This window comes from Weizmannia sp. CD-2023, assembly GCF_036225245.1.
Classification (GTDB): domain Bacteria; phylum Bacillota; class Bacilli; order Bacillales; family Bacillaceae_C; genus Weizmannia; species Weizmannia faecalis.
Map to the genome: position 1 here is coordinate 1 of NZ_JARTJQ010000059.1, position 23,624 is coordinate 23,624.

The following is a 23,624-nucleotide window of genomic DNA, read 5'->3' on the forward strand; positions in this document are numbered from 1 at the left end:
AGATTTCTATAGTGAAAAGTACTTGAAAAACGGACTTTTGTCCTATAAAATAAAACTGAAAAATAAGAAAAGGAGTGCTGCCATTGGAATTGGTAATGGAAAAACATGCCGGTTATCACGTGCATGATCGTTTGTTTAAGGAGCTGATCCAAAACTTTTTTCAGGAGTTTATGGAGGCGTTTTTCCCGGATCTTTCAGCGGATCTCGACTACCGCCGGGTGCGGTTTTTGTCGCAGGAACAGTTTACGGACTTTCCGGGCGGTGAGCAAAAACGGGTTGACATCCTTGCCGAAACGAAGGTAAAAGGCAAAGATACCGTGATTCTCATCCATGTAGAGCCGCAGTCGTATTACGAGAAACCTTTTCCTGAACGCATGTTTCGTTACTACATGATGATCAGTCTCCGGCACCGGAAACCGGTATTGCCGATTGCCGTTTTTAGTTACGAGGAGAAAACAGAAACCCCTGATACGTACACCTTTGCGTTCCACAACATTGAAATTCTTCGTTTTCACTATTTATCCATTCATCTGATGAAACAAAATTGGAGAAATTATATCCGGAGCAACAATCCTGTTGCCGCGGCATTATTAAGCAAAATGGGGTATACAGAAAAAGAACGGGTGCAGGTCAAACTGGAGTTTCTGCGGATGCTGGCCCGGATGGAACTTGACCCTGCAAAAATGAGGCTGTTACACGGTTTCTTTGATTATTATTTAAAATTGAACGAAAAAGAGGAGGCGGAAGTAATGGAAAACATTAAAATGCTGGATCCAGACGAAGCAGAGCAAGTATTGAAGCTGCCGAATTCCTATTTTGACCGCGGGTATAAGAAGGGGAAAGAGGAAGGCAGAGAAGAAGGAAGGGAAGAAGAAAGAAAAGAATTGCTACAAACGATTCCAATTGCCATCAAAATGTTGCAGGAGGGTATGGAGCTTCAATTAATTGTGGAAAAAACTGGCCTGAGCCAGAGAGAAGTGGAAAAAATAAAACAACAATTGGAGCATTCATAAGATGGAAGTCAGGCTGCCTGGTGTGGATGGAAAAGAAGTTGTCCTGGACTTGCCAAATTCTTACTTTGACCGCGGGTATAAGAAGGGGAAAGAGGAAGGCAGAGAAAAAGAAAGAGAACGATTGATTATCAATTTTCTAAAAAATCAAGTGGATGTGAAGGTCATTGCCCAGGGATCCGGCTTGAGTGAAGACGAGATCATGAAGATCAAAAGGCAGATAGAAGGGGAAAAGCCTTGAACCCGAGTTATGACGAGGCAGAGCAAGTATTGAAGCTGCCGAATTCCTATTTTGACCGCGGGTATAAGAAGGGGAAAGAGGAAGGAATTGAAATAGGAGTAGAGAAGGGAAGAGAAGAAGAGAGAAAAGAAATGTTACAAACGATTCCAATTGCCATCAAAATGTTGCAAGAGGGTATGGAGCTTCAATTAATTGTGGAAAAAACTGGCCTGAGCCAGAGAGAAGTGGAAAAAATAAAACAGCAACTGGAAAATTTATAAGTAAAAAAAGATTTTCACCGGACATCTGTTTGCCGGTGCTTTTTATATGGCCAAACTTTCTAAAAATACAGCTGTTAAAATTTCGTGCAAAATGTATTATAATTTTAAATAGAATAAAAAAGGGGTGAGGAAATGGAGGAAAGTGTTACAAAGGCAGTTCAGGATTACTATCCCGATTCATTTGCAACTTGTTACGGCTGCGGGCGGCTGAATGAAAAAGGCCATCATTTTCGCACGGGCTGGCTGGGGGACAAAACCATCACGATTTATACGCCGCTTCCTGAATATATGGGGGGGATCCCGGGGTTTGCCTACGGAGGGATCGTAGCATCGCTGATTGACTGCCATAGCGCCGGTTCCGCATCGCTGTATGTGCTCCGGAAAAACGGCAACGAACTTGGCGACGGGACAGAGCCGCCGCGGTTTGTAACCGGCACATTAAAAGTGGAATATAAACACCCTACCCCGCTTGGTGTGCCGCTTAAGGCAATAGGAACCGTTACCGAGATCCATCCCAAAAAGTACCGGATCAACACAGAAGTATTTGCGGAAGATAAAGTGGTCGTAACAGGGGAAGTTATCATGGTGATGATGCCGGAAAAATTCAGGGAGAAAGTAAAACAGCAGTAAAGCCTAGCGCGGCATCGGTCCTTGAAAGATGCGCCGGGTAAAAACAATCAAGCAGCATGGAAAGCATCTTCCGGGCAACCGGCACGGATGCGGACCGCCATTTCCACAAGACAGCCAAACAGAATAGAAAGATGGGGAATAGATTGGAAAAAGTTGTCCAGCAGCTTGCAACAGAAGCGCATACACTACGAGCGAAAGGAATCGCGCTTGTTTTATCAGGCGCGGTACTATGGGGTGTATCCGGTACGATTGCGCAATATTTGTTCCAGCATTTGCAAATGGATATGCAATGGCTCACGGTCATGCGGCTGCTTGTATCCGGCCTGCTTTTGCTCGGATTTTGTTACGGAAGAGAAAGAAATCGTGTCACAGGGGTATGGAAAGACCCGGCTTCACGGAGAGATCTGATTTTTTTTGCGGTTTTCGGCATGCTCGGCGTCCAGTACACCTATTTTGCCGCTATCCGGTACGGCAATGCAGCAACAGCAACCATTTTGCAAAGCCTCGAGTGTGTCATTGTGCCGTGTTTTCTGGCCGCCCGATTCAGGAGAATGCCTGGCCGGCGTACGTTATTTGCCGTCTTTCTTGCAGTTGCCGGAACATTTTTGCTTGTCACACACGGCAGTTTTACGACGCTATCCATTTCGGGAAAAGCGCTTTTCTGGGGTATTTTAACGGCTTTTACCGCTGCTTTTTACACACTCCAGCCGATAAAGCTCCTTCACCAATGGGGTGCGGACGTAACCGTCGGCTGGGGGATGCTAATTGGGGGCGCGGTCTTAAGTTTCATTCATCCGCCGTGGCATGCAGCTGGGAACTTTTCTCCGGCCGCGGTGCCGGGGATTGCTTTTGTCATTTTATTTGGAACGCTGGTTGCCTTTCTTTGCTATTTGGAAGGGCTGAAATATTTAAGTGCATCAGAAACAACCGTACTTGCCACAGCAGAGCCGCTTTCCGCCGCATTTTTAACTGTGGTGTGGCTCCATGTTCCGCTCGGTTTTTTTGACTGGGCCGGTGCGCTGATGATTATCAGCACCATTTTCATTTTGGCGTTAAAAGGAAAACATGCATAACACCGCGTGGCGGTCATGATACCAGCTTCAGCCCGACCGCTGCGCCTAAAATCATCGTGATAAAAACAATTCTCCGCCAGTCTCTTGATTCTCCAAAAAATAACATGCCGACAATTGCGCCCCCTGCTGCACCGATTCCTGTCCAGACGGCGTAGGCCGTGCCCATCGGCAATGTCCGCATCGCAAACGACATAAACAAAAAACTTCCGCCGAAAGCAAGCACCATGAGCAGCACAGACTGCAGATTGCGGCGGCGGTTTACCATATTCATGGCGGCCACGCCGAGCATTTCACATAACCCTGCAATGAGTAGAGAAGCCCAAGCCATCAAGAATCCGCCTCCCCGCTGCTTTTTTCATTTTCCGCAATCCTTAAGCCGATAATGCCCGCCAGCAGAATGAAAATCAAAACAATTTTTATGAAACTGAACGGCTCGCCGAAAAATACGATTCCGGAAAAAACCGTTCCGGCTGTGCCGAGCCCGACAAAAACGGCATACACCGTTCCGACCGGCAAATCCTTGCTTGCCGCAATGAGTGCGTAAAAGCTTGCAGTAATGGCAACCAGCGTGCCCGCCCATTCTAACAAATTATCCGCATGCTTTAGCCCGATGACCCAAAAGACTTCGAAAAAAGCACCAACAAGAACAATGAGCCAGGACTTGTTCATTTCAAACACCTCCATAAAAAATCCCGGCGAGCTGCACAAAAAGCATCCCCCGGGTTGCATGGCAAAAACGTGATCCTTCATCTAACCTTTTTGTCAGCCGAAAAGAAACGCGTGTACATAATCATATGTATTTTTGGCAAGCAGCAAAAATGTGACGGCGATAAACAGCGCGCGCACATAGCCGCTCCCCTTTTTGATCGCGAACCGCGAGCCGATGATGGAGCCGGCGATTTGCCCAAGGCCCATCGGAATCCCGTAGGCATAATGAACCTGCCCTAAAAAAATAAACATAAGGAGGGCCGAGATATTGCTGCCAAAATTTAAAAACTTCGCGTTTCCGGCTGCTTTTAAAAAGTCAAACCCGATCATGAGGTAGGCAAACATTAAAAAGGAACCGGTGCCCGGGCCGAGAAATCCGTCGTAAAAACCGATCAGAAAAATGAGTGCCGTAAACAAAATCAGCCGGCGGACGGATAACTTTTTATACGCCATGATTTTTCCCCAGTCTTTCTTCGTCACCGTATAGATGCCGACTGCGGCAAGCATGATCAGCATCAATGGTTTTAACACATCCGGATCCATGAGATGGACGGTGTAAGCGCCGAGCATCGAACCGAAAAAGGTGAGCGGAAACATTTTATAAATGGAAGATAAATCAAGTTTCCCGGAACGATAAAATACAAATGTGCTTGTAAATGACCCCATTGTCCCCGCGAGTTTGTTGGTAGCAACCGCTGCAGACGGCGAAAGCCCAGTAAACAGCAGGGCAGGCAGGGCAATCAGGCCGCCCCCGCCGACAACAGAATCAATAAAAGCTGCACAAAACCCAAAACCAACTAACAGTGCCAACATGGATGGATCGAGCCCGAATATCATAAAATCAGCCTTCCTTTTTTATCACTGTTGTTATCGTAGCGAAAAATTTAAAAATTGTAAATATCTTTCCGCTCTGGGCATGTGCAAAATTTTTCCAACGGAATGAATAAGGGACTTCCGTGTGCTTTACTATTATGCATTATGCTGTCCGTATCAGCAGATAAATAAAGTATGGTGCGCCGAGGATTGAAATGACAATCCCGACCGGCAGTTCCATGGAAGGTATCACGACTCTCCCGACTGTATCAGCCAAAAGCAAAATGTTTGCCCCAATCAGCGCCGTTAAGGGCAGGGAAAATTCATGTTTTGTCCCCATAATCCCGCGGGCAATGTGGGGCGCAATCAGGCCGAGAAACGTAATCCCGCCCCCGACCGCTACACAGCATCCGGCCAGCCCGACCGCGGTCCCGAGAAGTTTCAGCCTTTCTTTTTCAAGCGGCACCCCGAGTCCTGTGATGACCGGCTCATCCAGACGCATAATATTCAAGTAACGGGCTTTGTATATAGCAAATGGGAGCAGAACAACCAGCCAGGCCAAAGTGACAAGGACATAATCCCAGTTTGTTGCCCAAATGCTTCCGGATATCCAGGTCAGCGTTTTTGTAAAATCTTGGGGATCCATTTTCATTTGCAGGACTGTTGTTGCCGCATTAAAAGCCGCATTTAATCCAATCCCTGTCAGAACGAGACGACCGGGCGCCACGCTTCCGCCTTTTTTGGCAAGCAAATAGATGAGGATCGCCGAAAGAAAGGCGCCGGTTAATGCGAAAAACGGCATGACAAAAATAGAAACTACCCCGGCAAGAAAGGCCGTGCCTTTAAAAAAGAATGTATATAATACAACGGAAAAGCTTGCCCCTGCATTCACGCCGATAATGCCGGGATCTGCAAGCGGGTTTCTGGAAATGCTCTGGAGAATGCCGCCTGAAACGGCAATTCCGGCGCCAATCAGCACCGCGAGCACGATCCGGGGCAGACGGAATTCAAACAGGGTCATCCGCTGGTTGCCAACATCACTGCCGAAAAAGGCAGACCATATTTGCGGAAACGGAATGTTCATCGTGCCCGTCCGGATGCTGGCAAAAAAGAGGACGGCCAGCAAAACAAGTAGGATAGCACAAAGCATGCTGAATTTCCGTTTGTCGGTTGAAAGCCGGTTTCCCACTACAATCCGCCCCCTTCTTTTCGTGCCAAATAGAGAAAGAAAGGGACGCCGATGATTGCGGTCACTGCGCCTACCGGTGTTTCAAAAGGGGCATTGATCATTTTTGCGGCATCATCGGCAATGACCAACAAAAGGGCTCCGAGAATCGCTGAACAAGGGATGATCAAACTATAATCCGACCCGACAAGGAAACGGGTAATGTGCGGGATGACCAATCCGACAAACCCGATCATTCCGGCAATGGATACAGCCGCCCCTGTCAGCAAAAGAACGGCCACAATGCCTGCTATGTAAACAAATACCGTGTTTTGGCCGAGTCCTTTTGCGATTTCCTCCCCGAGGCTTAAAATAGTGACGGCGCGCGAAATGGCAATGGCGATGATCACACCGGCAATGATGGCCGGAATTACATACTTGAGTTGGCTGGATTGCACACCGCTCACGCCGCCTGCATACCAGTAGCTCAAATCTTTTGATATGTTGAAACGAAGCCCGATCGCCGTAGATAAGGCGCTAAGCAGAGAAGTAACGGCCGATCCGGCAAGCGCCAGCTTCACAGTGGTGTTCCCGCCCCTGGATAAAGCTGTGATTGAAAAAACGAGGGCCGCCCCCAAACCGGCTCCTGCAAAAGATACGAAAATCAGGCTCTTGTAAGAAATGCCCGGAAAAAAAGCATAGGCAATCGCCATAAGAAAAAGGGATCCCGAGGTTACCCCCAAAATAGACGGGGATGCGAGCGGATTTCGCGTCATTCCCTGCATGACCGAACCGGAAACGGCCAGCCCGGCACCGACGCATAAAGCGGCAATGGCACGCGGCAGCCGCAATTCATGGATGACGACATGGGCCGGGTTGTTTGCATCATAAAAAAACAAACTTTTCCATACAGTTGTATAGCCGACATTCGATGCACCCAATTGAATGGAACCCGCGACGGCAAGTATGATAAAAATCCACCCGAAGCCGAGGATAAAATAAGCCAGTCGTTTTTTATACGGTTGATCCTGCACGCGGTGTGCCGCTTTACTTGTGTGCGCTTTTGCCATCCCTGACTTCCTTCCTTCTATTTCGATACGGTTAAAAATTTATGATTCAAAAAGAAAAAAGATTGACAGAATGAAAAATTTTCGCTTTAATTGATGTTGATAATCATTATCATTTATCTGTCTACAATATTTTAACATAATGCCAGGGGGATGAAAATGTCTTACAATCTAAAATTAAAAAAGATTTTCCAAATATGCGGGATTGTCTTTCTGTCCGTTGCCCTTGCTGCCTGCGGGAACAGCCAGTCCGGAAATGGAAACGGAAACAAGCCTGCCGGCGGTTCAAAAACCCGGACGGTAACAGACGTGATGGGGCATAAAGTAAAAGTGCCGGCTCATCCGAAACGCGTCATTGCGACTTATTTGGAAGACCATCTTGTTGCACTCGGGGTGAAGCCTGTCGCACAATGGAGTGTCAGCAACGGCATTCAGGAATATTTGCAGGACGATTTACTGAAAGGGGTACCGGCTATTTCTTACGACCTGCCTTATGAACAAGTGCAAAAATTCAAGCCGGATTTAATCCTGATTGACGATGCCAGTATGGTGGAAGGCGGGAAGTATGAACAATACAGCAAAATCGCTCCGACCTTTGTCGTAAGCAAAAAGCAAAACAGTGACTGGAGAAAAGAACTGCTTACTGTTGGGAAAGTGTTGAACAAGGAAGCAAAGGCAAAACAAGTGCTCGCAGATTATGAAAAAACAGCCAAGAAAGCAAAAGCACAACTGGCGAAAAACGGAAAAGCGCCTTCTGCTGCTGCAATCTGGCTTGTGAACAATAAATTTTTTATCGTATCGAAAAATGTATCAAGTGGGGACGTCCTGTACAATGATTTAGGTTTGAAGGTGCCGGCTGTTGTAAATGAAATTTCTGCAAAAGCAACCAGCAACTGGAATGCTATTTCGCTTGAAAAATTAACCGAGCTGGATGCAGACTATATTTTTTTGATTAACAGCGATAAAACCCACGCAACAGAGCTGGACAATGCATTATGGAAAAGCATTCCTGCCGTCAAGAAACACCATGTAGCTGAATTTTCTGCTGATACCGGCTGGCTTTACTCTGGCGCGATTGCAAACAAAGAGATGATCCGGGATGTATTAAAAACGATCAAATAATCCTTTTCGCGGCCTGCCGTCCATGTTGCATGGACGGCTTTGGCTGCGGGAAGAACATATTGATGTTTCCAAACCCGGCATCATGCGGATACGGGGGAAGAACACCCTTATTCCAACTGGAAAGGCCCAAAAAAGGAGAGCCTTTCCTCCGAAAAAAATTTGCAAAATTTCAAAAGTACAGGAAGGGCAGCAGGAAATGCTTAAATTGCGGAAAAACCTGGAGATTGCCGGTGAAAAATCGATTTGACACCTATTTGGAAACCTTATAGAATGAAATTGATATTAAGAATCATTTTCATTTAATGCCAGATTCATAGGAGGAACTGAGATGCCAAAGCTTTGTGCAGAAAATTTAAAAGTTGCCTATGGAGATCATGAAATTATTAAAAACTTAAATTTAAATATACCAGCCGGAAAAATGACGGCGATCATCGGCCCGAACGGATGCGGCAAATCCACTTTGCTGAAGGCATTGGCGCGCATTCTCTTTCCGAAAAACGGGTCCGTTTATTTGGATGGAAAAGAACTGGCAAGACAATCAACAAAGAAAATTGCGCAAAAGCTTGCGATTTTGCCCCAGTCTCCGAGTGTGCCGGAAGGACTGACGGTTTCGGAACTTGTATCTTATGGCAGGTACCCGCACCAAAAAAGGTTTGGAAAGCTGAATCGTGAAGATTGGAAAGCCATTCACCGGGCCCTTGAAATGACCGGGACGGAAGAATTGAAAGACCGTCCTGTGGATGCGCTTTCGGGCGGGCAACGGCAGCGGGTCTGGATTGCGCTCGCACTTGCGCAGGATACCGAAATGATTTTACTGGATGAGCCGACAACCTATCTGGACCTGTCCCATCAGCTGGAAGTGCTGGAACTCTTGCAGGAGCTGAACAGAATGGAGCACCGCACGATCGTGATGGTGCTGCACGATTTAAACCAGGCCGCCCGTTTTGCGGACCATATCGTTGCCATGAAAGATGGCGAAATCCTTTACGAGGGCAGCCCCGAAGCTGTGGTGACAGCGGAAATGATGCGGGAATGTTTCGGATTGGATGCCCAAATTGCGCTTGATCCGAGGTGCAAAAAACCGGTTTGCCTTTCCTATGATTTGATTAAACCGTATAAAGAAGTACGCGCACAAATGGCGTAGCCACTTTTTTTATGAGCGGGATTGGAGGATCTTGGCATTGGACCATGAAATCTACGATGTAACCATTATTGGCGGCGGGCCGATTGGCTTGTTTACGGCGTTTTACAGCGGCATGCGGAAATTAAAGACGAAAGTGCTGGAATCTAGCGGCCAGCTGGGCGGAAAAATCTCGATGTTTTATCCGGAAAAAACATTGCGGGATATTGGCGGGATCCGGAAAATAACAGGCGGGGATCTTGTGAAGGAACTGATCCGGCAGGCGGAAACTTTTTCGCCAACGATCCTTTTTCATCAGCATGTATCCGGTTTAAAGCGGCGCCCGGACGGTATCTTTATGTTAAGCACGGAAAACGGCGGCCTTCACCTGACAAAAACGGTTATCCTCACCGTCGGGGCGGGCATTTTTAAACCGATTAAGCTACATATTCCGGGGGTAGAACGCTATGAATCCGGCAATCTCCATTATGCCGTCGACGACTTAAATCGCTTCCGCAACAAGCGGGTGCTGATTTCCGGCGGCGGAAATGCGGCAGTTGACTGGGCAAACGAACTGGCCGGGATTGCCGAAAGCATTACGATCGTCCACAGGCGGGAAGCATTCAGCGGGCATGAATACGATGTGTCCGAAATGGTGAAAAATGCACGCCTTTTTATCCCTTACTGCATTTCAGCCCTGCACGGGACTGGCAACAGGATCGAACGCGTTGCGGTGAAACACGCCGGGACGGGCGAAGAAATATGGCTTGAAGCCGATGAAGTTGTCGTGAACCACGGCATTCAGGGCGATTATGGTGGCATTTTAAACTGGGGTCTTAAAATGAAAGACGAGCGGATCGAGGTCAATGGCGCGATGGAAACGAATATACCCGGGATCTTCGCGGCAGGGGATGCGGCAATTTACCCGCACAAATTAAAATTGATTGCCGGGGGGTTTGCGGAAGGCCCGGTTGCTTTAAACAGCGCCGTCCGCTATATGTGCCCGGATGCAGAACCGATGGCCATGTATTCTACGCACCACGAAGATTTTGTAGATAAAAACGGCCGCGAAAAAGAACCACAGGCACGCTAAAAGCTAATAAGGGCGTTGAGATGTGTCTCAGCGTCTTTTTTGTGTGCACTGAAAAGCAGCAAAATGCGCATCCGCTCCTTTCTGTCCGCACATGGCGGTAATTACAGGGAAACGGCGGATATCATGACCCGCCGTCTGTTCATGCGCTGCGCTTGTTATTTTTAAATTCGCACCGCACCACTAAAAGGGTTGCGTAAGATTGTATTTCCTTTTTGTGTTTTTTCAGGTCTTCAAAGTCATGAAGCGGAGGGGCCGGGGCAGAATCATCTTTTGAAAAACCAATGGCTCCTAAAATCTTTTTGCCGCTTGCCGATTCCGCGCTGTCAACGCCGCTCAAGGAAAACGCGTTGATGTCTTTATCCCCTGCTGCCGGGAAAGTTTTAAATGTGCTGAAAGTGGTATTGCCTTTACCCGTATAGATGCCTTCGATGACCTTATAACGTTTGCTGTTTTCGCTTACCGGAGAGGCTGTGAACATAATTGTCCCTTTCTTCCCCGCTTCCCCTTCTAGTTCAAAAAGATGGTCATTCACCAATTTTCCGTATTTGTATTCTTCCAGCCAGATTCTAACGGATTTATACTTGTTAGGGTCGACACGGTATTGATAAAGAAAAGAGTTGTCCGTTGAAGCGTGTAAAATGGCTTCTTCATTTGCCGTTAGTTTTGCCGGTTTAAATGTGTTGGCATTGGCAGGCTTCCCGCTTTTCCCAAGCAGATTCCATCCGGTGAGAACACAGAGCAACAGCAGGGCCAAGCATGCAAACAAAACTTTTTTCATAAAACACCTCCCTAGCTTATTTTATCATTAAAATTGAAATGTTTTAAATACTTTTTGGAAAAGAAAACGCCGTTATGCGGATGTTTTTAGATCAGCCTGTTTGCCAGCTATATAAGTTGAACTTAACATTACTACTCCTTATGCGTTGCCAAAAGCCATATCTAACCTGATCATAGTTAATTTTGGCGCGAAAAACTTATGTAGAGATTGCCGAATAAGCAAGATTCATAGATTTGGACAAGAATGCTGACAGCTTAGGAAAAAATTTAAATGCAAGGATTTTATAAAAAATTCAGGGAAAAACTTGCACCAGAATCGCATTTTCGCAGATGGATTCTTCGAGAGCAGAGCTTGCTGAAAAATTGGGTACAAACGCAGAATCGGATTCGTTCAGCAAACCCTATGTTCATTTTATATAGGATGAAATGGAAAAAGAAAGGGTATCCTATTTTTGGAAAAGAACAGAACGGGGTGGAAAGGTGAAACGCATCATCATTATACTGCTCAGTACCGGCATGATGTTGCTTTTGGCCGGGCTTATGGTCTATTTTATTATAAAGCATGATACATTGCGGTGGGGAATTGCGGCCGGCGGGATTGTGTTAAGTGCGCTGCCGCTCGGCTTATTATTTTTAAAACATAACCGGATCAATACGCCCTCGATTATTGGCTGGTATATTTTCGTGATTTGTTCCATCTGCCTCGGTTCGATCGCCGGATTTTACGGGCGTTTTTCGTGGTGGGACACGTCCGTTCACTTTTATAAGGGCATTTTTACAGCTTGTATCGGCGTTACGCTGTATAAAATACTGGTTCCGGAGACGGCAAGGCGGGGCATGTCGCGCTTGATTCCCGCATTGTTTGCCCTCGGGCTTGCGATAACAGGGAGCGTTCTTTGGGAGATGTATGAATTTTTGGGGGATGTAATTGCCTCCCATACGATGCAGCGTGGCGGCAATACCGATACGATGGTGGACTTGCTGGCCGGATTTTTTGGCGGGGTGCTGATTGCGATATATACTGGATTCAGGAAACAAAATGTATAAGAAAGAAAGTGGAAATATGGACCGGAAAATTGTGTTTGGAATCAGCTTGGTTTATGTACTGTGGATGGCCGTTTTATGCGCCATGCAATATACGGCCGGCGCGTCCTGGAAGGCTGCGGTCGCTGCGGGCGGGGTGATCTCGGGCGCAATTCCGCTTATCCTTTCGTGGGTTCCGCGCCTTCGGTTCCACCTGCCCCTTGTCATTTCTTATTTTCTTTTTTTAACCGGCTCCCAATATTTCGGATCGATCCGTGGCTGGTACGGCTTAGGCTGGTGGGACACCTTCCTGCATTTCGTGAGTGGCCTTCTTCTTGGATTTGCCGCGATCGCACTTTATGAACGGCTTGTGCACCGGGATGCGGGCAAGGCGATCTCCGCATGGTTTGTATTTTTATTTGTGCTTGGGTTTGCCGCGCTTGGCGGTGTAATGTGGGAGATCTATGAGTTTTCGGGTGACCAATTTTTTGGCACTACTTTGCAGGGCGGCGGAAACAAGGATACGATGACCGATTTGATTGCAGATGTGCTCGGCGGCCTGGTTGTGGCAACAGGGTCCGGGATACGAACGAAACGAAAGTGAGAAACAAAAACCAGCATGCCGCATGCGTGTGGAGCCCTGTGTTTCTGGACCTTTAAGAATGGTGGAATTTTAAAAAAATCTGCGGTTTTCAAGAAACCGGCGAAATAGAAATGGCTTGAGGAAATAAAGCGGAACCAAAAATCAATGGAAAGCGGATCTGAAAAACCAGCCATTTTCCAAAAACCAATGAAAAATGGCAAAACTGCGGAAAGATCATCCGGGACACCGGCGAAAAGGAAGAAAAAATTGGCACATCATGAATCCCGGCTATCCAACCGGGATGTTTTTTCAATTATTTTCCCCCACCGGAAAGCTTTTGGTGTATAATTCAACAATGGGCAAGTACGGAAGCATTCGAATTTTTGTTGAAAGTGAGTGATCCCCGTGGGACGCAAATGGAATAATATAAAAGATAAAAAAGCAGCAAGGGATGCCAATACGAGCCGCATTTATGCGAAATTCGGCCGCGAAATCTATGTTGCTGCGAAACAGGGTGTGCCGGATCCGGTGGCAAACAGCGCATTAAAAATGGTGCTCGAGCGTGCCAAAACATACAGCGTGCCGAAAGCGATCATTGACCGCGCGATTGAAAAAGCAAAAGGCGGCGCTGATGAAAACTATGACGAGCTGCGTTATGAAGGCTTCGGCCCGGGCGGCTCGATGATCATTGTCGATACGTTAACGAACAATGTCAACCGGACCGCCTCCGAAGTGCGCGCCGCTTTCGGGAAAAACGGCGGCAATATGGGGGTGAGCGGTTCAGTCGCGTATATGTTTGATAAAACGGCAGTCTTTGGCATTGAAGGGAAAACAGCGGATGAAGTGCTGGAACTTTTGCTTGAAGCTGATATTGATGTCCGCGATGTCTTTGAAGAAGACGGTGCCGTTATTGTTTACGCGGAACCGGACCAGTTTCATGCGGTTCAGGAAGCTTTTGAAAATGCCGGCATTACGGAATTTACCGTTGCCGAACTGACAATGTTGCCGCAAAACGAAGTCACATTACCGGATGAGGACCGGGAGAAATTCGAAAAACTGATTGATGTGCTGGAAGACCTGGAAGATGTCCAGCAAATTTACCATAATGTCAATTTAGATGATTAATTAAGATGGACGGCGGGGTGATCCCGCCTTTTTTTCGTATAAGCAAATTTCTTTGAAAGTAAGGCCCTGGTGTGTGAGCACATTTTCCTGCAAGCACGCGAATTTTGTCACATTACAAAACTCGTATCAATAGACGCAAGAAAACTGAACCGGTATAATAAGAATACAATTTATTGTACATAATAGAGGGGATATTCTGATAGCGAACATCCGAATATACATGTGGGCGGTCTTCAATTTGAATGGGAATTGGAAAAAGGAAGATTCATTTTCGAAGGGGAGGATGCAGTCCTTTTCTGGATTCCAACCGCGATGCGCGATCTGTTTACTACAATTGAAGAAATATCCGGGGAAGAAGCATCCAATGTTGTCTTTGAAACAGCGGGTTTCCGTCAAGGATTGCTCGTTGCCAACTATTTTAATAGAATCAAAGATTTCGATGTGAAAAAGGCGTCTGAACTCATTACCACTACTTACGCATCAGCGGGCTGGGGAAGAGCCGTGATGAAAGACATGAACTTTGATCAGAAGACATTGACGATTGAGCTGAAAGACAGCTGGGAGCATAAAATCAATGTGGCCCAGGGAAAGAAAACGGGCAGCAATTTTCTGCCTGCCCACTACGCTGGTATTTTTACCGGACTGTTCCATACAAATATATGGTATAAAGTCGTCCGGTATCAGATCGAAGGCCACGACTCCACGATCATTGAGTATTTCCCGTCGGATATCACGGTGTCACATAATATTCACCAGCTGGCGCGGAAAAAAGAAGCTGAGCAGATTATTCAGCTGGAGGCGCTCGTCGAAGATAAGACGCGGGAGCTGAAAGAACTCATCAAGCAGCTGTCCTCACCGATTATTCCGATTTTAGACGGCATTGTCGTCGTGCCTTTAATCGGGAAATATGACGATGAACGTGCCGAAGAGCTGGTAGAAAAAACATTGAAAAATTTGCCGCAGTACAAAGCAAAGTATTTGGTGCTTGATTTAACGGCACTCGATGTGGAAGACGATCCGCACAGCATCCAGTTTATTGAAAATATCGGAAAAGCATCTTCCTTAATCGGCACGCAAACGATCCTTGTCGGTATATCGCCGTCCATGAGCATGACCATTTCTTCTTCCGGGCTTGATTTCAGCCAGTTTGACTGCTTCCAGACGTTGCAGCACAGCATCCACTATGCGCTCGGACAATTGGGGAGGAAAATACTCTGATTGGCAAGGCCTGAAAAATCTGTTTCAAAAAGCGGGAGATTTGTTTCCCGCTTTTTTTATTTTTTACCGGGAAGATTCAACACAAATCGAGGAAATTCGGCTTATTTTTTTATTGAAATTTTCGAATGATTGTTTATAATGAAATTAACATACTAACCGGTTAGTCAACGGGGAGGGGATGAATCATATGGATTTTGATTACTCACCAAAAGTGAAGGCACTGATTTCAAAGCTTGAGCGTTTTATGGAAGAAAACGTCTATCCGGGTGAAAAGATCTTTGAGGAACAACTGAATGCACAGGAAACACGGTGGGCTGCTGTTCCGCCGATTATGGAAGAATTGAAGGCAAAAGCAAAGCAGGAAGGGCTTTGGAATTTGTTTTTGCCGGACAATGAATACGGGGCCGGGCTTTCGAACCTCGAGTATGCCCCGCTTTGTGAAATCATGGGAAGATCCATCATCGCCCCCGAAGTATTCAACTGCAATGCACCCGATACCGGAAATATGGAAGTGCTTGCCCGGTACGGAAGTGATGAGCAGAAAGAAAAATGGCTAAAACCGCTTTTAAACGGCGAGATCCGTTCGTGTTTTTCTATGACAGAGCCGGATACTGCTTCAAGTGATGCGACCAATATTTCATGCAGCATTGTACGTGACGGTGATGAATATATTGTGAACGGGCGGAAATGGTGGTCATCAGGCGCCGGCGACCCGAGGTGCAAAATTGCGATTGTCATGGGAAAAACCAATCCGGATGCACCGCGGCACGAACAGCAGTCTATGATTCTCGTACCGCTCGATACACCAGGCGTGAAGATTGAGCGGATGCTCCCGGTTTTCGGTTATGATGATGCACCGCACGGCCATGCGGAAATTACATACGAAAACGTGCGGGTGCCGGCTGAAAATATCATTTGGGGGGAAGGAAAAGGGTTTGCGATTGCGCAAGGGCGGCTTGGGCCGGGCAGAATCCATCACTGTATGCGGCTGATTGGAGCTGCGGAGCGTGCACTTGAACTTTTATGCAAGCGCATACAAAACCGTGCGCCGTTTGGTAAGCCGCTCGCGGAACAGGGCGTCATCCGCCAGTGGGTGGCCGAGTCGCGTATTGAAATCGAGCAGGCACGACTTCTCACATTGAAAGCAGCGTATAGGATGGACACGGTCGGCAATAAAGTGGCGAGAAAGGAAATTGCAATGATTAAAGCAGTGGCACCGCGGATGGCGCTTGCTGTTATCGACCGCACCATCCAAGCGTTCGGCGGCGCCGGCGTTTCGGACGATTTTCCGCTCGCCCGGCTGTGGGCCAACGCGCGCACATTGCGGCTTGCAGACGGCCCGGATGAAGTCCACCTCGACCAGATTGCAAGGCTTGAGATAAAACCATACCAGGAAAGGGGATCAGCCGATGAACGTGTTAGAACTGTTTAGTTTAAAAGGAAAAACCGCCATCGTGACAGGCGGCGGCAGGGGGCTCGGTGAACAAATCGCGCGGGCATTTGCGGAAGTGGGGGCGGATGTCGTGCTTTGCTCCAGAAAAAAAGCGGCATGCGAAGAAGCGGCTGCACGCATCGAATCTCTCGGAGTGAAAACGCTTGTAATGGAGTGTGACATTACAAATCGTGCCCAGGTTGATGAAGTAGTCGCGGAAACCGTGAAGCAGTTTGGCAAAATTGACATCCTCGTCAATAATTCCGGCGCGACTTGGGGGGCGCCTGCCGAAGATATGCCGATTGAGGCGTGGGAAAAAGTGATCAGCACGAATGTGACCGGCACTTTCCATATGAGCCAGGCAGCCGGAAAAGTCATGATCAAACAGGGGCGCGGCAAGATTATCAATATTGCCTCCATTGCCGGGCTTGGCGGCGTCGATCCGCGCATCATGGACACGATCGGTTACAACACAAGTAAAGGTGCGGTCATCACGTTTACAAAAGATCTCGCTGCCAAATGGGGCAGATACGGCATCAATGTGAATGCGATTGCGCCGGGCTTTTTCCCGACAAAAATGGCCAAAGTCATCATTGAACGCGGCAAAAATCCGATATTGGAAGCAACGCCGCTCGGCCGATTCGGAAATGATCAGGATTTAAAAGGTGCAGCTGTTTTTCTAGCATCCCAAGCTTCGGACTATGTGACAGGGGATGTGCTGCTCGTCGATGGCGGCATGCATGTGCTTTAAAAACCGACATGCCGGGCGGTAATCGGTGCCTTATTAAGCCTAGGGAAACAGTCCATTTGGCAATGAAAAACAAGGGGGATTTGGAATGGAAAACAAAGTATGGCATGCTGTCTATACCGATGATATTCCGAAAGAAATTGAAGTGCCGGATACGCCGCTGTACCAAATACTTGTTACTGCAGCCGAAAAGCACCCGGACCGCACTGCCCTCTCTTTTTACGGCAGAAAGACGACCTATGCGGAACTTTACAAAGCATCGCTTGCCTTTGCTTCCGTCCTTCAGAAAAGAGGCGTGCAAAAAGGCAGCAGAGTGGCGATCACGCTGCCGAACTGCCCGCAGTATGTCGTGTCCTATTACGGTGTGCTAATGGCAGGTGCTGTGATTGTCCAGATCAATCCGATGCTCGTTGAACCGGAGATCAGGCATATATTAAATGACTCGGGCGCAGAAACCATCATTGTCCTAGATGATTTGTACCCGAAAGTGCAGGCCGTCCGCCCGGAAACATCCTTGAAAAATGTTGTCACAGCCAGTTTTAAGCCGGCAGCCGGCCCTTTGGATGATGCTGAACCCTTTGATGCCTTTTTACAGGCAGGCACGGATTACAACCCTCCTGCGCTCGACCCCCGGGAGGATATTGCCGTACTCCAGTATACGGGCGGCACCACTGGCCGGTCAAAGGGTGCGAGGCTGACCCACCGAAACCTTCTTGCCAATCTGGTGCAAACCTATGCATTTTTCAAACCGGTCATGGGGCCGGGAGAAGAACGGATTTTGACCGTTATTCCGCTTTTCCACGTGTTTGGCATGACATGTGCCATGAACTATGTAATCTACACCGGTTCGGAATCGATCATGCTGCCGCGTTTTGATCTTGAAGAAGTTCTCCAGACCATCAAGGAAACGCAGCCAACCTATTTTCCGGGTGTCCCGACGATGTATGTTGCCATCACGAACCACCCGAAAGCGATGGAGTACGGGCTGGATTCCATTAAGACCTGCAACAGCGGGAGTGCACCGATGCCGCTCGGACTTTTGCGCCAGTTTGAAGAAAAAACGGGGGGGCGTCATTGTCGAGGGGTATGGCCTTTCGGAAGCTTCCCCGGTTACACACTGCAATCCGGTTTTCGGAAAACGCAAGCCGGGCAGCATTGGGATTGCGATACCATCAACAGATTATAAAATCGTCGATGTTGCAACCGGCACGGAGGAACTGAAACCGGGCGAAGTGGGCGAACTGATTGTAAAAGGCCCGCAAGTGATGAAAGGGTATTGGAACATGCCGGAAGAAACGGCGGAAGCACTTCGGGATGGCTGGCTGTACACCGGCGATATCGCGAAAATGGATGAGGAAGGGTACGCTTATATTGTTGACCGCAAAAAAGATATGATCATTGCAAGCGGCTATAACGTGTACCCGCGCGATGTCGAGGAGGTGCTGTATGCGCATCCCGCCGTCCAGGAAGCAGTGGTGATCGGTGTGCCGGATCCATACCGGGGGGAGACCGTTAAGGCATTTGTCGTGTTAAAAGAAGGGCAGAAGATGACGGAAGAAGCACTGAGCGAATATTGCAGCGCCCATCTCGCCCCGTATAAACGCCCGAAGATCATAGAGTTCCGTGATGCGTTACCGAAAACAAATGTCGGGAAAATTTTGCGCCGCAAGCTGCGCGAAGAAGAAAAGAAAGTGCGCGAGTAAGAGCAGAAACGTGAAGCCGGGCATGTGATATAATTTTCTTAATATAGTAATAGATGGAGAGGACCGGCATGAAAGCGAAGATTACGGAACACAGCATACGCTTGTTTGAACAAAAAGGCTTCACGGAGACATCCATTCAGGACATCGTCGACAGCATCGGCGCGACAAAAGGCACGTTTTACTATTATTTTTCCAGCAAAGAACAACTTTTGATGGACATTCATATGGACTATATTACGAAACTTTTGGAAAAACAGAAGGCCATTCTCTCGGAAAACGCATCGTGCAAGGCAAAACTGCATGCGCTTGTCCTGATGCTGCTTGAAAGCATCAAAACGGAAAAAGCAAAAGCCCTGATCTTTTTCCGGGAGATCAAAAATTTAAGCGGTGAAAAGCTCGAACTGATTTTACAAAAACGCGAAGCTTTCCGCCTCGGGGTTGAAAAGCTGATCCGGGAAGGCATTGAGATCGGCGAGTTTGCGGAGCATCTGGACGCGAATCTTACTTCCTTTGCCATTCTCGGCATGGTGAACTGGAGCTACCAGTGGTTTAACCCGGAAGGTCGGAAATCGGCGGCAGAAGTGGCAGAACTGTTCATGGATATCGTCCTGCACGGGATTGAAAAAGCATAGAACCATGCAGCTGTCGTAATGGTGTTGTTTTGAGATCGAGCAAGCGGGCTGAACGGATTGAAAAAGCACATTACGTTACGGCGGCTGTATTTGAGAATGGCTTTGAGAAATAGAGGTTTAGTATCGGAATTATTCATAGCCAGGATCCTGGGATGTGCATCACCTACAGCTTCCGCAATGAGTTTGTATTGAGCGAGCTGCATGGGATGAAAAAGCGCATCACGTTATCGCAGCTGACAGAAAATGGCCTTGTGAAAAGAAGGGATTGCAGCAGCGGATCAATCATGGCCAGGACTTGGAAGGTGCAACACCCTACAGCTTTCGCAATGAGTTTGTATTGAGCGAGCTGCATGGGATGAAAAAGCGCATCACGTTACCGCAGCTGACAGAAAATGGCCTTGTGAAAAGAAGGGGTTACAGCAGCGGATCAATCATGGCCAGGACCTTGCAAGGTTGTAAAACCGTACAACTGCTGTAATGAGATTGTATTGCGGGACTGCACGAAATCGAAAAAGTGCATTACAATGCGGCAGCTGGAATTGGGGACGGCCTTGTGATGAGCAGACTGCACGGGATGAAAAAGCGCATCACATTGCGGCAGCTGTGACAAGAAATGGTCTTGGGAAAAAAAGGGATTGTAGCAACGGATCAATCATGGTCAGGACCTTGCAAGGTTGTAAATCTACAGCTACCGTAATGGTGTTCAAGCAAAAGGGAGGGATTTTTTTGCATGAATTGAAATTACGGACACGCTTTTGCGAAACAGATGCTATCGGACATATTAACAACACCAGTTACTTCATCTACTTGGAAGATGCCCGTTTGAAATTTTTTGAAAGCATTGGTGCAAGCGTAGAAATAAAAGATTTCAATATTATTTTAGCTTCAGTAAAATGCGATTTTGTCAGCCAGGCGTTTTATAATGAAGAACTCACGATCAGGACCGGTGTGGCAAAGCTCGGCAATACGAGCTGTGAACTGGCTCATGAAATTCTGGATGCAGAAACCGGCCGCTTGATCGCAAGGGGGAAAGCGGTTGTCGTTTTTTTTGACTTTGATAAGCAGCAATCCCGCCCGATTCCAGATGACATAAGGGGCATCCTGGAAAAGCATTTGCAGACGGCGATGTGAAAAACGATCTGCCTATTACGGGATACAAGGGGGAGAGGAAAAATGCATTCAGACACAATTCCGGTCCGCAAAGGGGAAGAACTGGACTTAACCAGGCTGCAGGAATACCTGCAGAAGAAGTTTCCGCAAATGCCGAATGTACCGCTTGGAATCGCACAATTTTCAGCAGGCCGTTCGAATTTGACCTATCAATTAAAAGCAGGTTCGTGGGAAGCAGTGCTCAGGCGCCCGCCGCTTGGCCCGGTTGCCCCGAAAGCGCATGACATGGGGCGCGAATTTCGCGTGCTGAAGGCGCTCCGGCCATTTTTCACACCGGCGCCGGAAGTGTTGCTTTTCGAGGAGGACCCGTCTGTGATCGGCGCTCCGTTTTTTCTCATGGAAAGAAAGCATGGTATTGTGCTTGACACCGCTTTTCCGCCGGGAGTGGAGCCGACAAAGGAGACGTGCCGGCGGATTTCCGGTATCATGGTTGACCGGCTTGTGGAACTGCATGCGATCCCATATGAAAAGACAGAGCTCCTTTCCATGTCAAAGCCGGATGGTTTTCTCGAACGCCAGGTGAACGGCTGGATTGAGCGCTACCTGCGTGCGAAGACGGATGAAATTCCGGAAGCAGAGCCGCTCATCCATTATTTGCGTGATCATATTCCGCCGCAACAAGGTGCAGCCGTGATTCATTATGATTATAAGCTGAATAACGCCATGTTTAACGAAGATTTTTCGGAAATGACTGGCCTGTTTGACTGGGAAATGGCGACCATCGGCGACCCGCTCGCAGATCTTGGCGCTGCGCTCAGCTACTGGACGGAAAAAGATGACCCGGATTTGATCAAAAATGGGCTCGGTGAACCGTCCGTCACGACGCTGGACGGCTTTATGACACGCCGCGAGTTTGTCGAAGCCTATGCGAAAAAAAGCGGGCGCGACGTCTCGAACATCGATTATTACTTGATTTTCGGTTACTTTAAGCTCGCCGGCATTTGCCAGCAAATCTACTACCGCTACAAACGCGGCCAGACACAAGACCAGCGTTTCGCCCATTTCGGCAACGTCGTCCGCAGCCTGATCCGTCACGCGGTGGAAGTGGCGGAAAGGGTGTGATTGGGGATTTTTCTTATAATGGGTGAAGGTGGATTCACGTTGTAGTTAAGACTTCCGGATCTGATTCTTTCCCGCAGTTAACTTTTGTTTGATTGGCATTTGGATTGTGCGTAACAAGGGCTTTGTATGAGCTTCTGTTACGTTTTTTTATGACCTGATTGTCGCTCCATTAAATTTTTGTCAACTGACAGGGTCAGCTTATCGTATGAAACATTTCAGCATGCTTCCTGACATCAAAATTATGTAAAAATGAGTAAGTCAGAGGTATTCTTTTTTAATTACAAAATCAAGAATACTCATGTCGGCGAAACAAATTTTGCAATCATAAAACGAGAAAAATCATCTGAAAAATCGTAAACTATTACTCGAAGGGAGATGGAGCTATGGAAGACTACTTGATGTACTTGAATGGTGAGTGGACAGGGGAAGGACTGCCAAAAATTAAAGTGGACAACCCTGCGTCCGGCGAAGTGATTGCGACGATTCCAAAAGGCGGAGAAAAGGAAGCCAGGCTTGCTGTGGATGCGGCGCATACGGCTTTTCCGGCGTGGGCGGCGCTTTCTGCCTATGAACGAAGTGCTTACCTCCGCACGTGGTTTGAACTGATCCGCGAAAATGAAAATGAGCTTGCCAGGACGATGACCATTGAACAGGGCAAGCCGCTAAAGGAAGCACTCGGTGAAATGCGTTACGCAAATGGCTTTATCGAGTGGTTTGCCGAAGAAGGAAAGCGTGTGTATGGCGAAACGATTCCGGCATCCACCACCAATAAACGCCTGTTTGTCCATAAACAGCCGGTCGGCGTTGTCGCGGCCATTACCCCGTGGAATTTCCCGGCTGCCATGATTACCCGCAAAGTTGCGCCTGCGCTTGCTGCCGGCTGCACCGTTGTCATCAAGCCGGCAAAACAGACACCACTTACTGCTTTGAAGCTTGCTGAGCTTGCTGCAAAAGCCGGCATTCCGAAAGGCGTCATCAATGTAATAACCGGGAGTGCGAAGGAAATCGGGGACACTTGGCTTGCCGATGAACGCGTCCGCAAACTTACTTTTACCGGATCGACCGAAATCGGGAAAGAGCTGATGCGCGGCTCAGCTGACACAGTGAAAAAAGTGTCGCTTGAACTTGGTGGGCATGCACCGGTGATCATCACAAAACATGCGGACCTCGATAAAGCTGTAGAGGGCACGGTTGCAGCAAAATTCCGCAACGCCGGTCAGACTTGTGTGTGCTCGAACCGCATTTATGTACAGGAAGAAGTGTATGAAGCTTTTACCAAGAAATTTACAGAAAAAGTGAAAGCACTCCGTGTTGGGGACGGCCTTGCAGAAGGAACGGATATCGGTCCGCTGATTGACCGGAATGCGGTTGAAAAAGTAGAACATCACGTCAAAGATGCAGTGGAAAAAGGGGCTACCGTGGAAACAGGCGGCAGCGCGAAAGATGGGTTGTTCTTTGAGCCGACAGTCATTTCCAATGTTACCGATGATATGATATGCATGAATGAAGAAACATTCGGGCCGCTTGCACCGGTAACGAAATTTACGGATATTGATGAAGCAATTCGGCGTGCCAATGATTCCATTTACGGTCTTGCTGCGTATGTGTTCACGGAAAATATTTCAGAAGGCATTCAAATTGCAGAGGGGCTGGAATATGGCATTGTCGGGCTGAACGACGGGCTTCCGTCCACGCCGCAGGCCCCATTCGGCGGTTTCAAGCAGAGTGGTCTCGGCAGGGAAGGCGGCCGTTACGGCATCGAAGAATTTTTGGAAGTCAAATATATTTCGCTCGGTTTATAAGTACCTGGATCGGCCTGCAGGAAAAAAGTGGGATCTCTAAAAATGGG

General features: G+C 47.9%; 25 protein-coding genes and 1 pseudogene. 20 read left to right on the forward strand and 6 right to left on the reverse strand.

The window, feature by feature from the left end:
- Nucleotides 1-83: 83 nt before the first annotated feature.
- From P9687_RS08025 to P9687_RS08045, 5 genes are all read left to right on the forward strand, one after another.
- Nucleotides 84-1,013, forward strand: coding sequence for a transposase (locus P9687_RS08025; protein WP_328228885.1), 930 nt, complete (start codon nucleotides 84-86; stop codon nucleotides 1,011-1,013).
- 1 nt (nucleotide 1,014) lies between these two features.
- Nucleotides 1,015-1,251: a hypothetical protein gene (locus tag P9687_RS08030; protein WP_014096385.1), complete on the forward strand. Its 237-nt coding sequence runs from the start codon at nucleotides 1,015-1,017 to the stop codon at nucleotides 1,249-1,251.
- Nucleotides 1,248-1,511 carry a hypothetical protein gene (locus P9687_RS08035; protein ID WP_014096384.1) on the forward strand — a complete coding sequence of 88 codons (264 nt, stop codon included), beginning with the start codon at nucleotides 1,248-1,250 and terminating at the stop codon, nucleotides 1,509-1,511. The genes P9687_RS08030 and P9687_RS08035 overlap by 4 nt, the downstream gene beginning before the upstream one ends.
- Before the next feature lie 132 nt (nucleotides 1,512-1,643).
- Entirely contained in the window at nucleotides 1,644-2,141 is a 498-nt protein-coding gene (locus P9687_RS08040; RefSeq protein ID WP_014096383.1) for a PaaI family thioesterase, read from the forward strand.
- Nucleotides 2,142-2,272: 131 nt separating this feature from the next.
- Nucleotides 2,273-3,214: a DMT family transporter gene (locus P9687_RS08045; protein ID WP_302466713.1), complete on the forward strand. Its 942-nt coding sequence runs from the start codon at nucleotides 2,273-2,275 to the stop codon at nucleotides 3,212-3,214.
- Between the two features lie 13 nt (nucleotides 3,215-3,227).
- Here the strand turns inward: P9687_RS08045 and P9687_RS08050 are convergent, their stop codons facing one another.
- The 5 genes from P9687_RS08050 to P9687_RS08070 form a co-directional block, all read right to left on the reverse strand.
- Nucleotides 3,228-3,542, reverse strand: a complete 315-nt coding sequence (locus tag P9687_RS08050; RefSeq protein ID WP_014096381.1) for a DMT family transporter — start codon at nucleotides 3,540-3,542, stop codon at nucleotides 3,228-3,230.
- Entirely contained in the window at nucleotides 3,542-3,883 is a 342-nt protein-coding gene (locus P9687_RS08055; RefSeq protein ID WP_014096380.1) for a DMT family transporter, read from the reverse strand. Before P9687_RS08055 ends, P9687_RS08050 begins: the two co-directional genes overlap by 1 nt.
- Before the next feature lie 93 nt (nucleotides 3,884-3,976).
- Nucleotides 3,977-4,759 (reverse strand): TSUP family transporter, encoded by a 783-nt coding sequence (locus P9687_RS08060; RefSeq protein WP_013858187.1) that lies wholly within the window; start codon nucleotides 4,757-4,759, stop codon nucleotides 3,977-3,979.
- Nucleotides 4,760-4,898: 139 nt separating this feature from the next.
- Nucleotides 4,899-5,924 (reverse strand): FecCD family ABC transporter permease, encoded by a 1,026-nt coding sequence (locus P9687_RS08065; RefSeq protein WP_328228581.1) that lies wholly within the window; start codon nucleotides 5,922-5,924, stop codon nucleotides 4,899-4,901.
- Complete coding sequence (locus P9687_RS08070) at nucleotides 5,924-6,970, reverse strand: FecCD family ABC transporter permease (protein WP_328228580.1); 1,047 nt, start codon at nucleotides 6,968-6,970, stop codon at nucleotides 5,924-5,926. The genes P9687_RS08065 and P9687_RS08070 overlap by 1 nt, the downstream gene beginning before the upstream one ends.
- A 156-nt stretch (nucleotides 6,971-7,126) precedes the next feature.
- On the opposite strand from P9687_RS08070, the gene P9687_RS08075 reads away from it, so the two are divergent.
- The 3 genes from P9687_RS08075 to P9687_RS08085 all read left to right on the forward strand — a co-directional run bounded on the left by P9687_RS08075 (nucleotide 7,127) and on the right by P9687_RS08085 (nucleotide 10,302).
- Nucleotides 7,127-8,089: an ABC transporter substrate-binding protein gene (locus P9687_RS08075; RefSeq protein ID WP_014096377.1), complete on the forward strand. Its 963-nt coding sequence runs from the start codon at nucleotides 7,127-7,129 to the stop codon at nucleotides 8,087-8,089.
- A gap of 328 nt (nucleotides 8,090-8,417) precedes the next feature.
- The gene (locus P9687_RS08080) at nucleotides 8,418-9,233 is read left to right on the forward strand and encodes an ABC transporter ATP-binding protein (protein WP_014096376.1); all 816 of its coding nucleotides are present in this window, start codon (nucleotides 8,418-8,420) and stop codon (nucleotides 9,231-9,233) included.
- A 31-nt stretch (nucleotides 9,234-9,264) separates the two neighbouring features.
- Nucleotides 9,265-10,302 (forward strand): NAD(P)/FAD-dependent oxidoreductase, encoded by a 1,038-nt coding sequence (locus tag P9687_RS08085; RefSeq protein WP_199772163.1) that lies wholly within the window; start codon nucleotides 9,265-9,267, stop codon nucleotides 10,300-10,302.
- Between the two features lie 139 nt (nucleotides 10,303-10,441).
- On the opposite strand, the gene P9687_RS08090 is transcribed toward P9687_RS08085, so the two are convergent.
- The gene (locus P9687_RS08090) at nucleotides 10,442-11,080 is read right to left on the reverse strand and encodes a hypothetical protein (protein ID WP_017550727.1); all 639 of its coding nucleotides are present in this window, start codon (nucleotides 11,078-11,080) and stop codon (nucleotides 10,442-10,444) included.
- Between the two features lie 479 nt (nucleotides 11,081-11,559).
- Here P9687_RS08090 and P9687_RS08095 point away from each other — a divergent pair, with 479 nt between their 5' ends.
- From P9687_RS08095 to P9687_RS08150, 12 genes and pseudogenes are all read left to right on the forward strand, one after another.
- The gene (locus P9687_RS08095; protein ID WP_235430871.1) at nucleotides 11,560-12,126 is read left to right on the forward strand and encodes a membrane-spanning protein; all 567 of its coding nucleotides are present in this window, start codon (nucleotides 11,560-11,562) and stop codon (nucleotides 12,124-12,126) included.
- On the forward strand, nucleotides 12,119-12,706 hold the full coding sequence (locus P9687_RS08100; RefSeq protein WP_014096372.1) for a hypothetical protein: 588 nt from the start codon (nucleotides 12,119-12,121) through the stop codon (nucleotides 12,704-12,706). The genes P9687_RS08095 and P9687_RS08100 overlap by 8 nt, the downstream gene beginning before the upstream one ends.
- 384 nt (nucleotides 12,707-13,090) lie before the next feature.
- Nucleotides 13,091-13,810, forward strand: coding sequence for a YebC/PmpR family DNA-binding transcriptional regulator (locus P9687_RS08105; RefSeq protein WP_014096371.1), 720 nt, complete (start codon nucleotides 13,091-13,093; stop codon nucleotides 13,808-13,810).
- Nucleotides 13,811-14,059: 249 nt separating this feature from the next.
- Nucleotides 14,060-15,028 carry an STAS domain-containing protein gene (locus tag P9687_RS08110; RefSeq protein WP_211161922.1) on the forward strand — a complete coding sequence of 323 codons (969 nt, stop codon included), beginning with the start codon at nucleotides 14,060-14,062 and terminating at the stop codon, nucleotides 15,026-15,028.
- A gap of 187 nt (nucleotides 15,029-15,215) precedes the next feature.
- Nucleotides 15,216-16,460, forward strand: coding sequence for an acyl-CoA dehydrogenase (locus P9687_RS08115; protein WP_017550723.1), 1,245 nt, complete (start codon nucleotides 15,216-15,218; stop codon nucleotides 16,458-16,460).
- Nucleotides 16,438-17,211: an SDR family oxidoreductase gene (locus P9687_RS08120; RefSeq protein WP_104851102.1), complete on the forward strand. Its 774-nt coding sequence runs from the start codon at nucleotides 16,438-16,440 to the stop codon at nucleotides 17,209-17,211. Before P9687_RS08115 ends, P9687_RS08120 begins: the two co-directional genes overlap by 23 nt.
- Before the next feature lie 85 nt (nucleotides 17,212-17,296).
- Nucleotides 17,297-18,911, forward strand: a pseudogene (locus P9687_RS08125) (long-chain-fatty-acid--CoA ligase).
- Between the two features lie 68 nt (nucleotides 18,912-18,979).
- Entirely contained in the window at nucleotides 18,980-19,543 is a 564-nt protein-coding gene (locus P9687_RS08130; RefSeq protein ID WP_017550721.1) for a TetR/AcrR family transcriptional regulator, read from the forward strand.
- Between the two features lie 265 nt (nucleotides 19,544-19,808).
- The gene (locus P9687_RS08135; protein ID WP_017550720.1) at nucleotides 19,809-20,021 is read left to right on the forward strand and encodes a hypothetical protein; all 213 of its coding nucleotides are present in this window, start codon (nucleotides 19,809-19,811) and stop codon (nucleotides 20,019-20,021) included.
- 248 nt (nucleotides 20,022-20,269) lie between these two features.
- Nucleotides 20,270-20,674, forward strand: a complete 405-nt coding sequence (locus P9687_RS08140) for an acyl-CoA thioesterase (protein ID WP_017550719.1) — start codon at nucleotides 20,270-20,272, stop codon at nucleotides 20,672-20,674.
- A 42-nt stretch (nucleotides 20,675-20,716) separates the two neighbouring features.
- Entirely contained in the window at nucleotides 20,717-21,775 is a 1,059-nt protein-coding gene (locus P9687_RS08145) for a phosphotransferase family protein (RefSeq protein ID WP_017550718.1), read from the forward strand.
- A gap of 383 nt (nucleotides 21,776-22,158) precedes the next feature.
- Nucleotides 22,159-23,577 carry an NAD-dependent succinate-semialdehyde dehydrogenase gene (locus P9687_RS08150; protein WP_017550717.1) on the forward strand — a complete coding sequence of 473 codons (1,419 nt, stop codon included), beginning with the start codon at nucleotides 22,159-22,161 and terminating at the stop codon, nucleotides 23,575-23,577.
- Nucleotides 23,578-23,624 lie beyond the last annotated feature (47 nt).

Excerpts from the sequence above, each read along its gene's own strand:
- P9687_RS08080 (WP_014096376.1), top strand. The coding sequence starts at position 8,418 with ATGCCAAAGCTTTGTGCAGAAAATTTAAAAGTTGCCTATGGAGATCAT.
- P9687_RS08030 (WP_014096385.1), top strand. The coding sequence starts at position 1,015 with ATGGAAGTCAGGCTGCCTGGTGTGGATGGAAAAGAAGTTGTCCTGGAC.
- P9687_RS08045 (WP_302466713.1), top strand. The coding sequence starts at position 2,273 with ATGGGGAATAGATTGGAAAAAGTTGTCCAGCAGCTTGCAACAGAAGCG.
- P9687_RS08145 (WP_017550718.1), top strand. The coding sequence starts at position 20,717 with ATGCATTCAGACACAATTCCGGTCCGCAAAGGGGAAGAACTGGACTTA.
- P9687_RS08130 (WP_017550721.1), top strand. The coding sequence starts at position 18,980 with ATGAAAGCGAAGATTACGGAACACAGCATACGCTTGTTTGAACAAAAA.
- P9687_RS08120 (WP_104851102.1), top strand. The coding sequence starts at position 16,438 with ATGAACGTGTTAGAACTGTTTAGTTTAAAAGGAAAAACCGCCATCGTG.
- P9687_RS08055 (WP_014096380.1), bottom strand. The coding sequence starts at position 3,883 with ATGAACAAGTCCTGGCTCATTGTTCTTGTTGGTGCTTTTTTCGAAGTC.
- P9687_RS08090 (WP_017550727.1), bottom strand. The coding sequence starts at position 11,080 with ATGAAAAAAGTTTTGTTTGCATGCTTGGCCCTGCTGTTGCTCTGTGTT.
- P9687_RS08070 (WP_328228580.1), bottom strand. The coding sequence starts at position 6,970 with ATGGCAAAAGCGCACACAAGTAAAGCGGCACACCGCGTGCAGGATCAA.
- P9687_RS08050 (WP_014096381.1), bottom strand. The coding sequence starts at position 3,542 with ATGGCTTGGGCTTCTCTACTCATTGCAGGGTTATGTGAAATGCTCGGC.
- P9687_RS08115 (WP_017550723.1), top strand. The coding sequence starts at position 15,216 with ATGGATTTTGATTACTCACCAAAAGTGAAGGCACTGATTTCAAAGCTT.
- P9687_RS08040 (WP_014096383.1), top strand. The coding sequence starts at position 1,644 with ATGGAGGAAAGTGTTACAAAGGCAGTTCAGGATTACTATCCCGATTCA.
- P9687_RS08060 (WP_013858187.1), bottom strand. The coding sequence starts at position 4,759 with ATGATATTCGGGCTCGATCCATCCATGTTGGCACTGTTAGTTGGTTTT.
- P9687_RS08075 (WP_014096377.1), top strand. The coding sequence starts at position 7,127 with ATGTCTTACAATCTAAAATTAAAAAAGATTTTCCAAATATGCGGGATT.
- P9687_RS08150 (WP_017550717.1), top strand. The coding sequence starts at position 22,159 with ATGGAAGACTACTTGATGTACTTGAATGGTGAGTGGACAGGGGAAGGA.
- P9687_RS08100 (WP_014096372.1), top strand. The coding sequence starts at position 12,119 with ATGTATAAGAAAGAAAGTGGAAATATGGACCGGAAAATTGTGTTTGGA.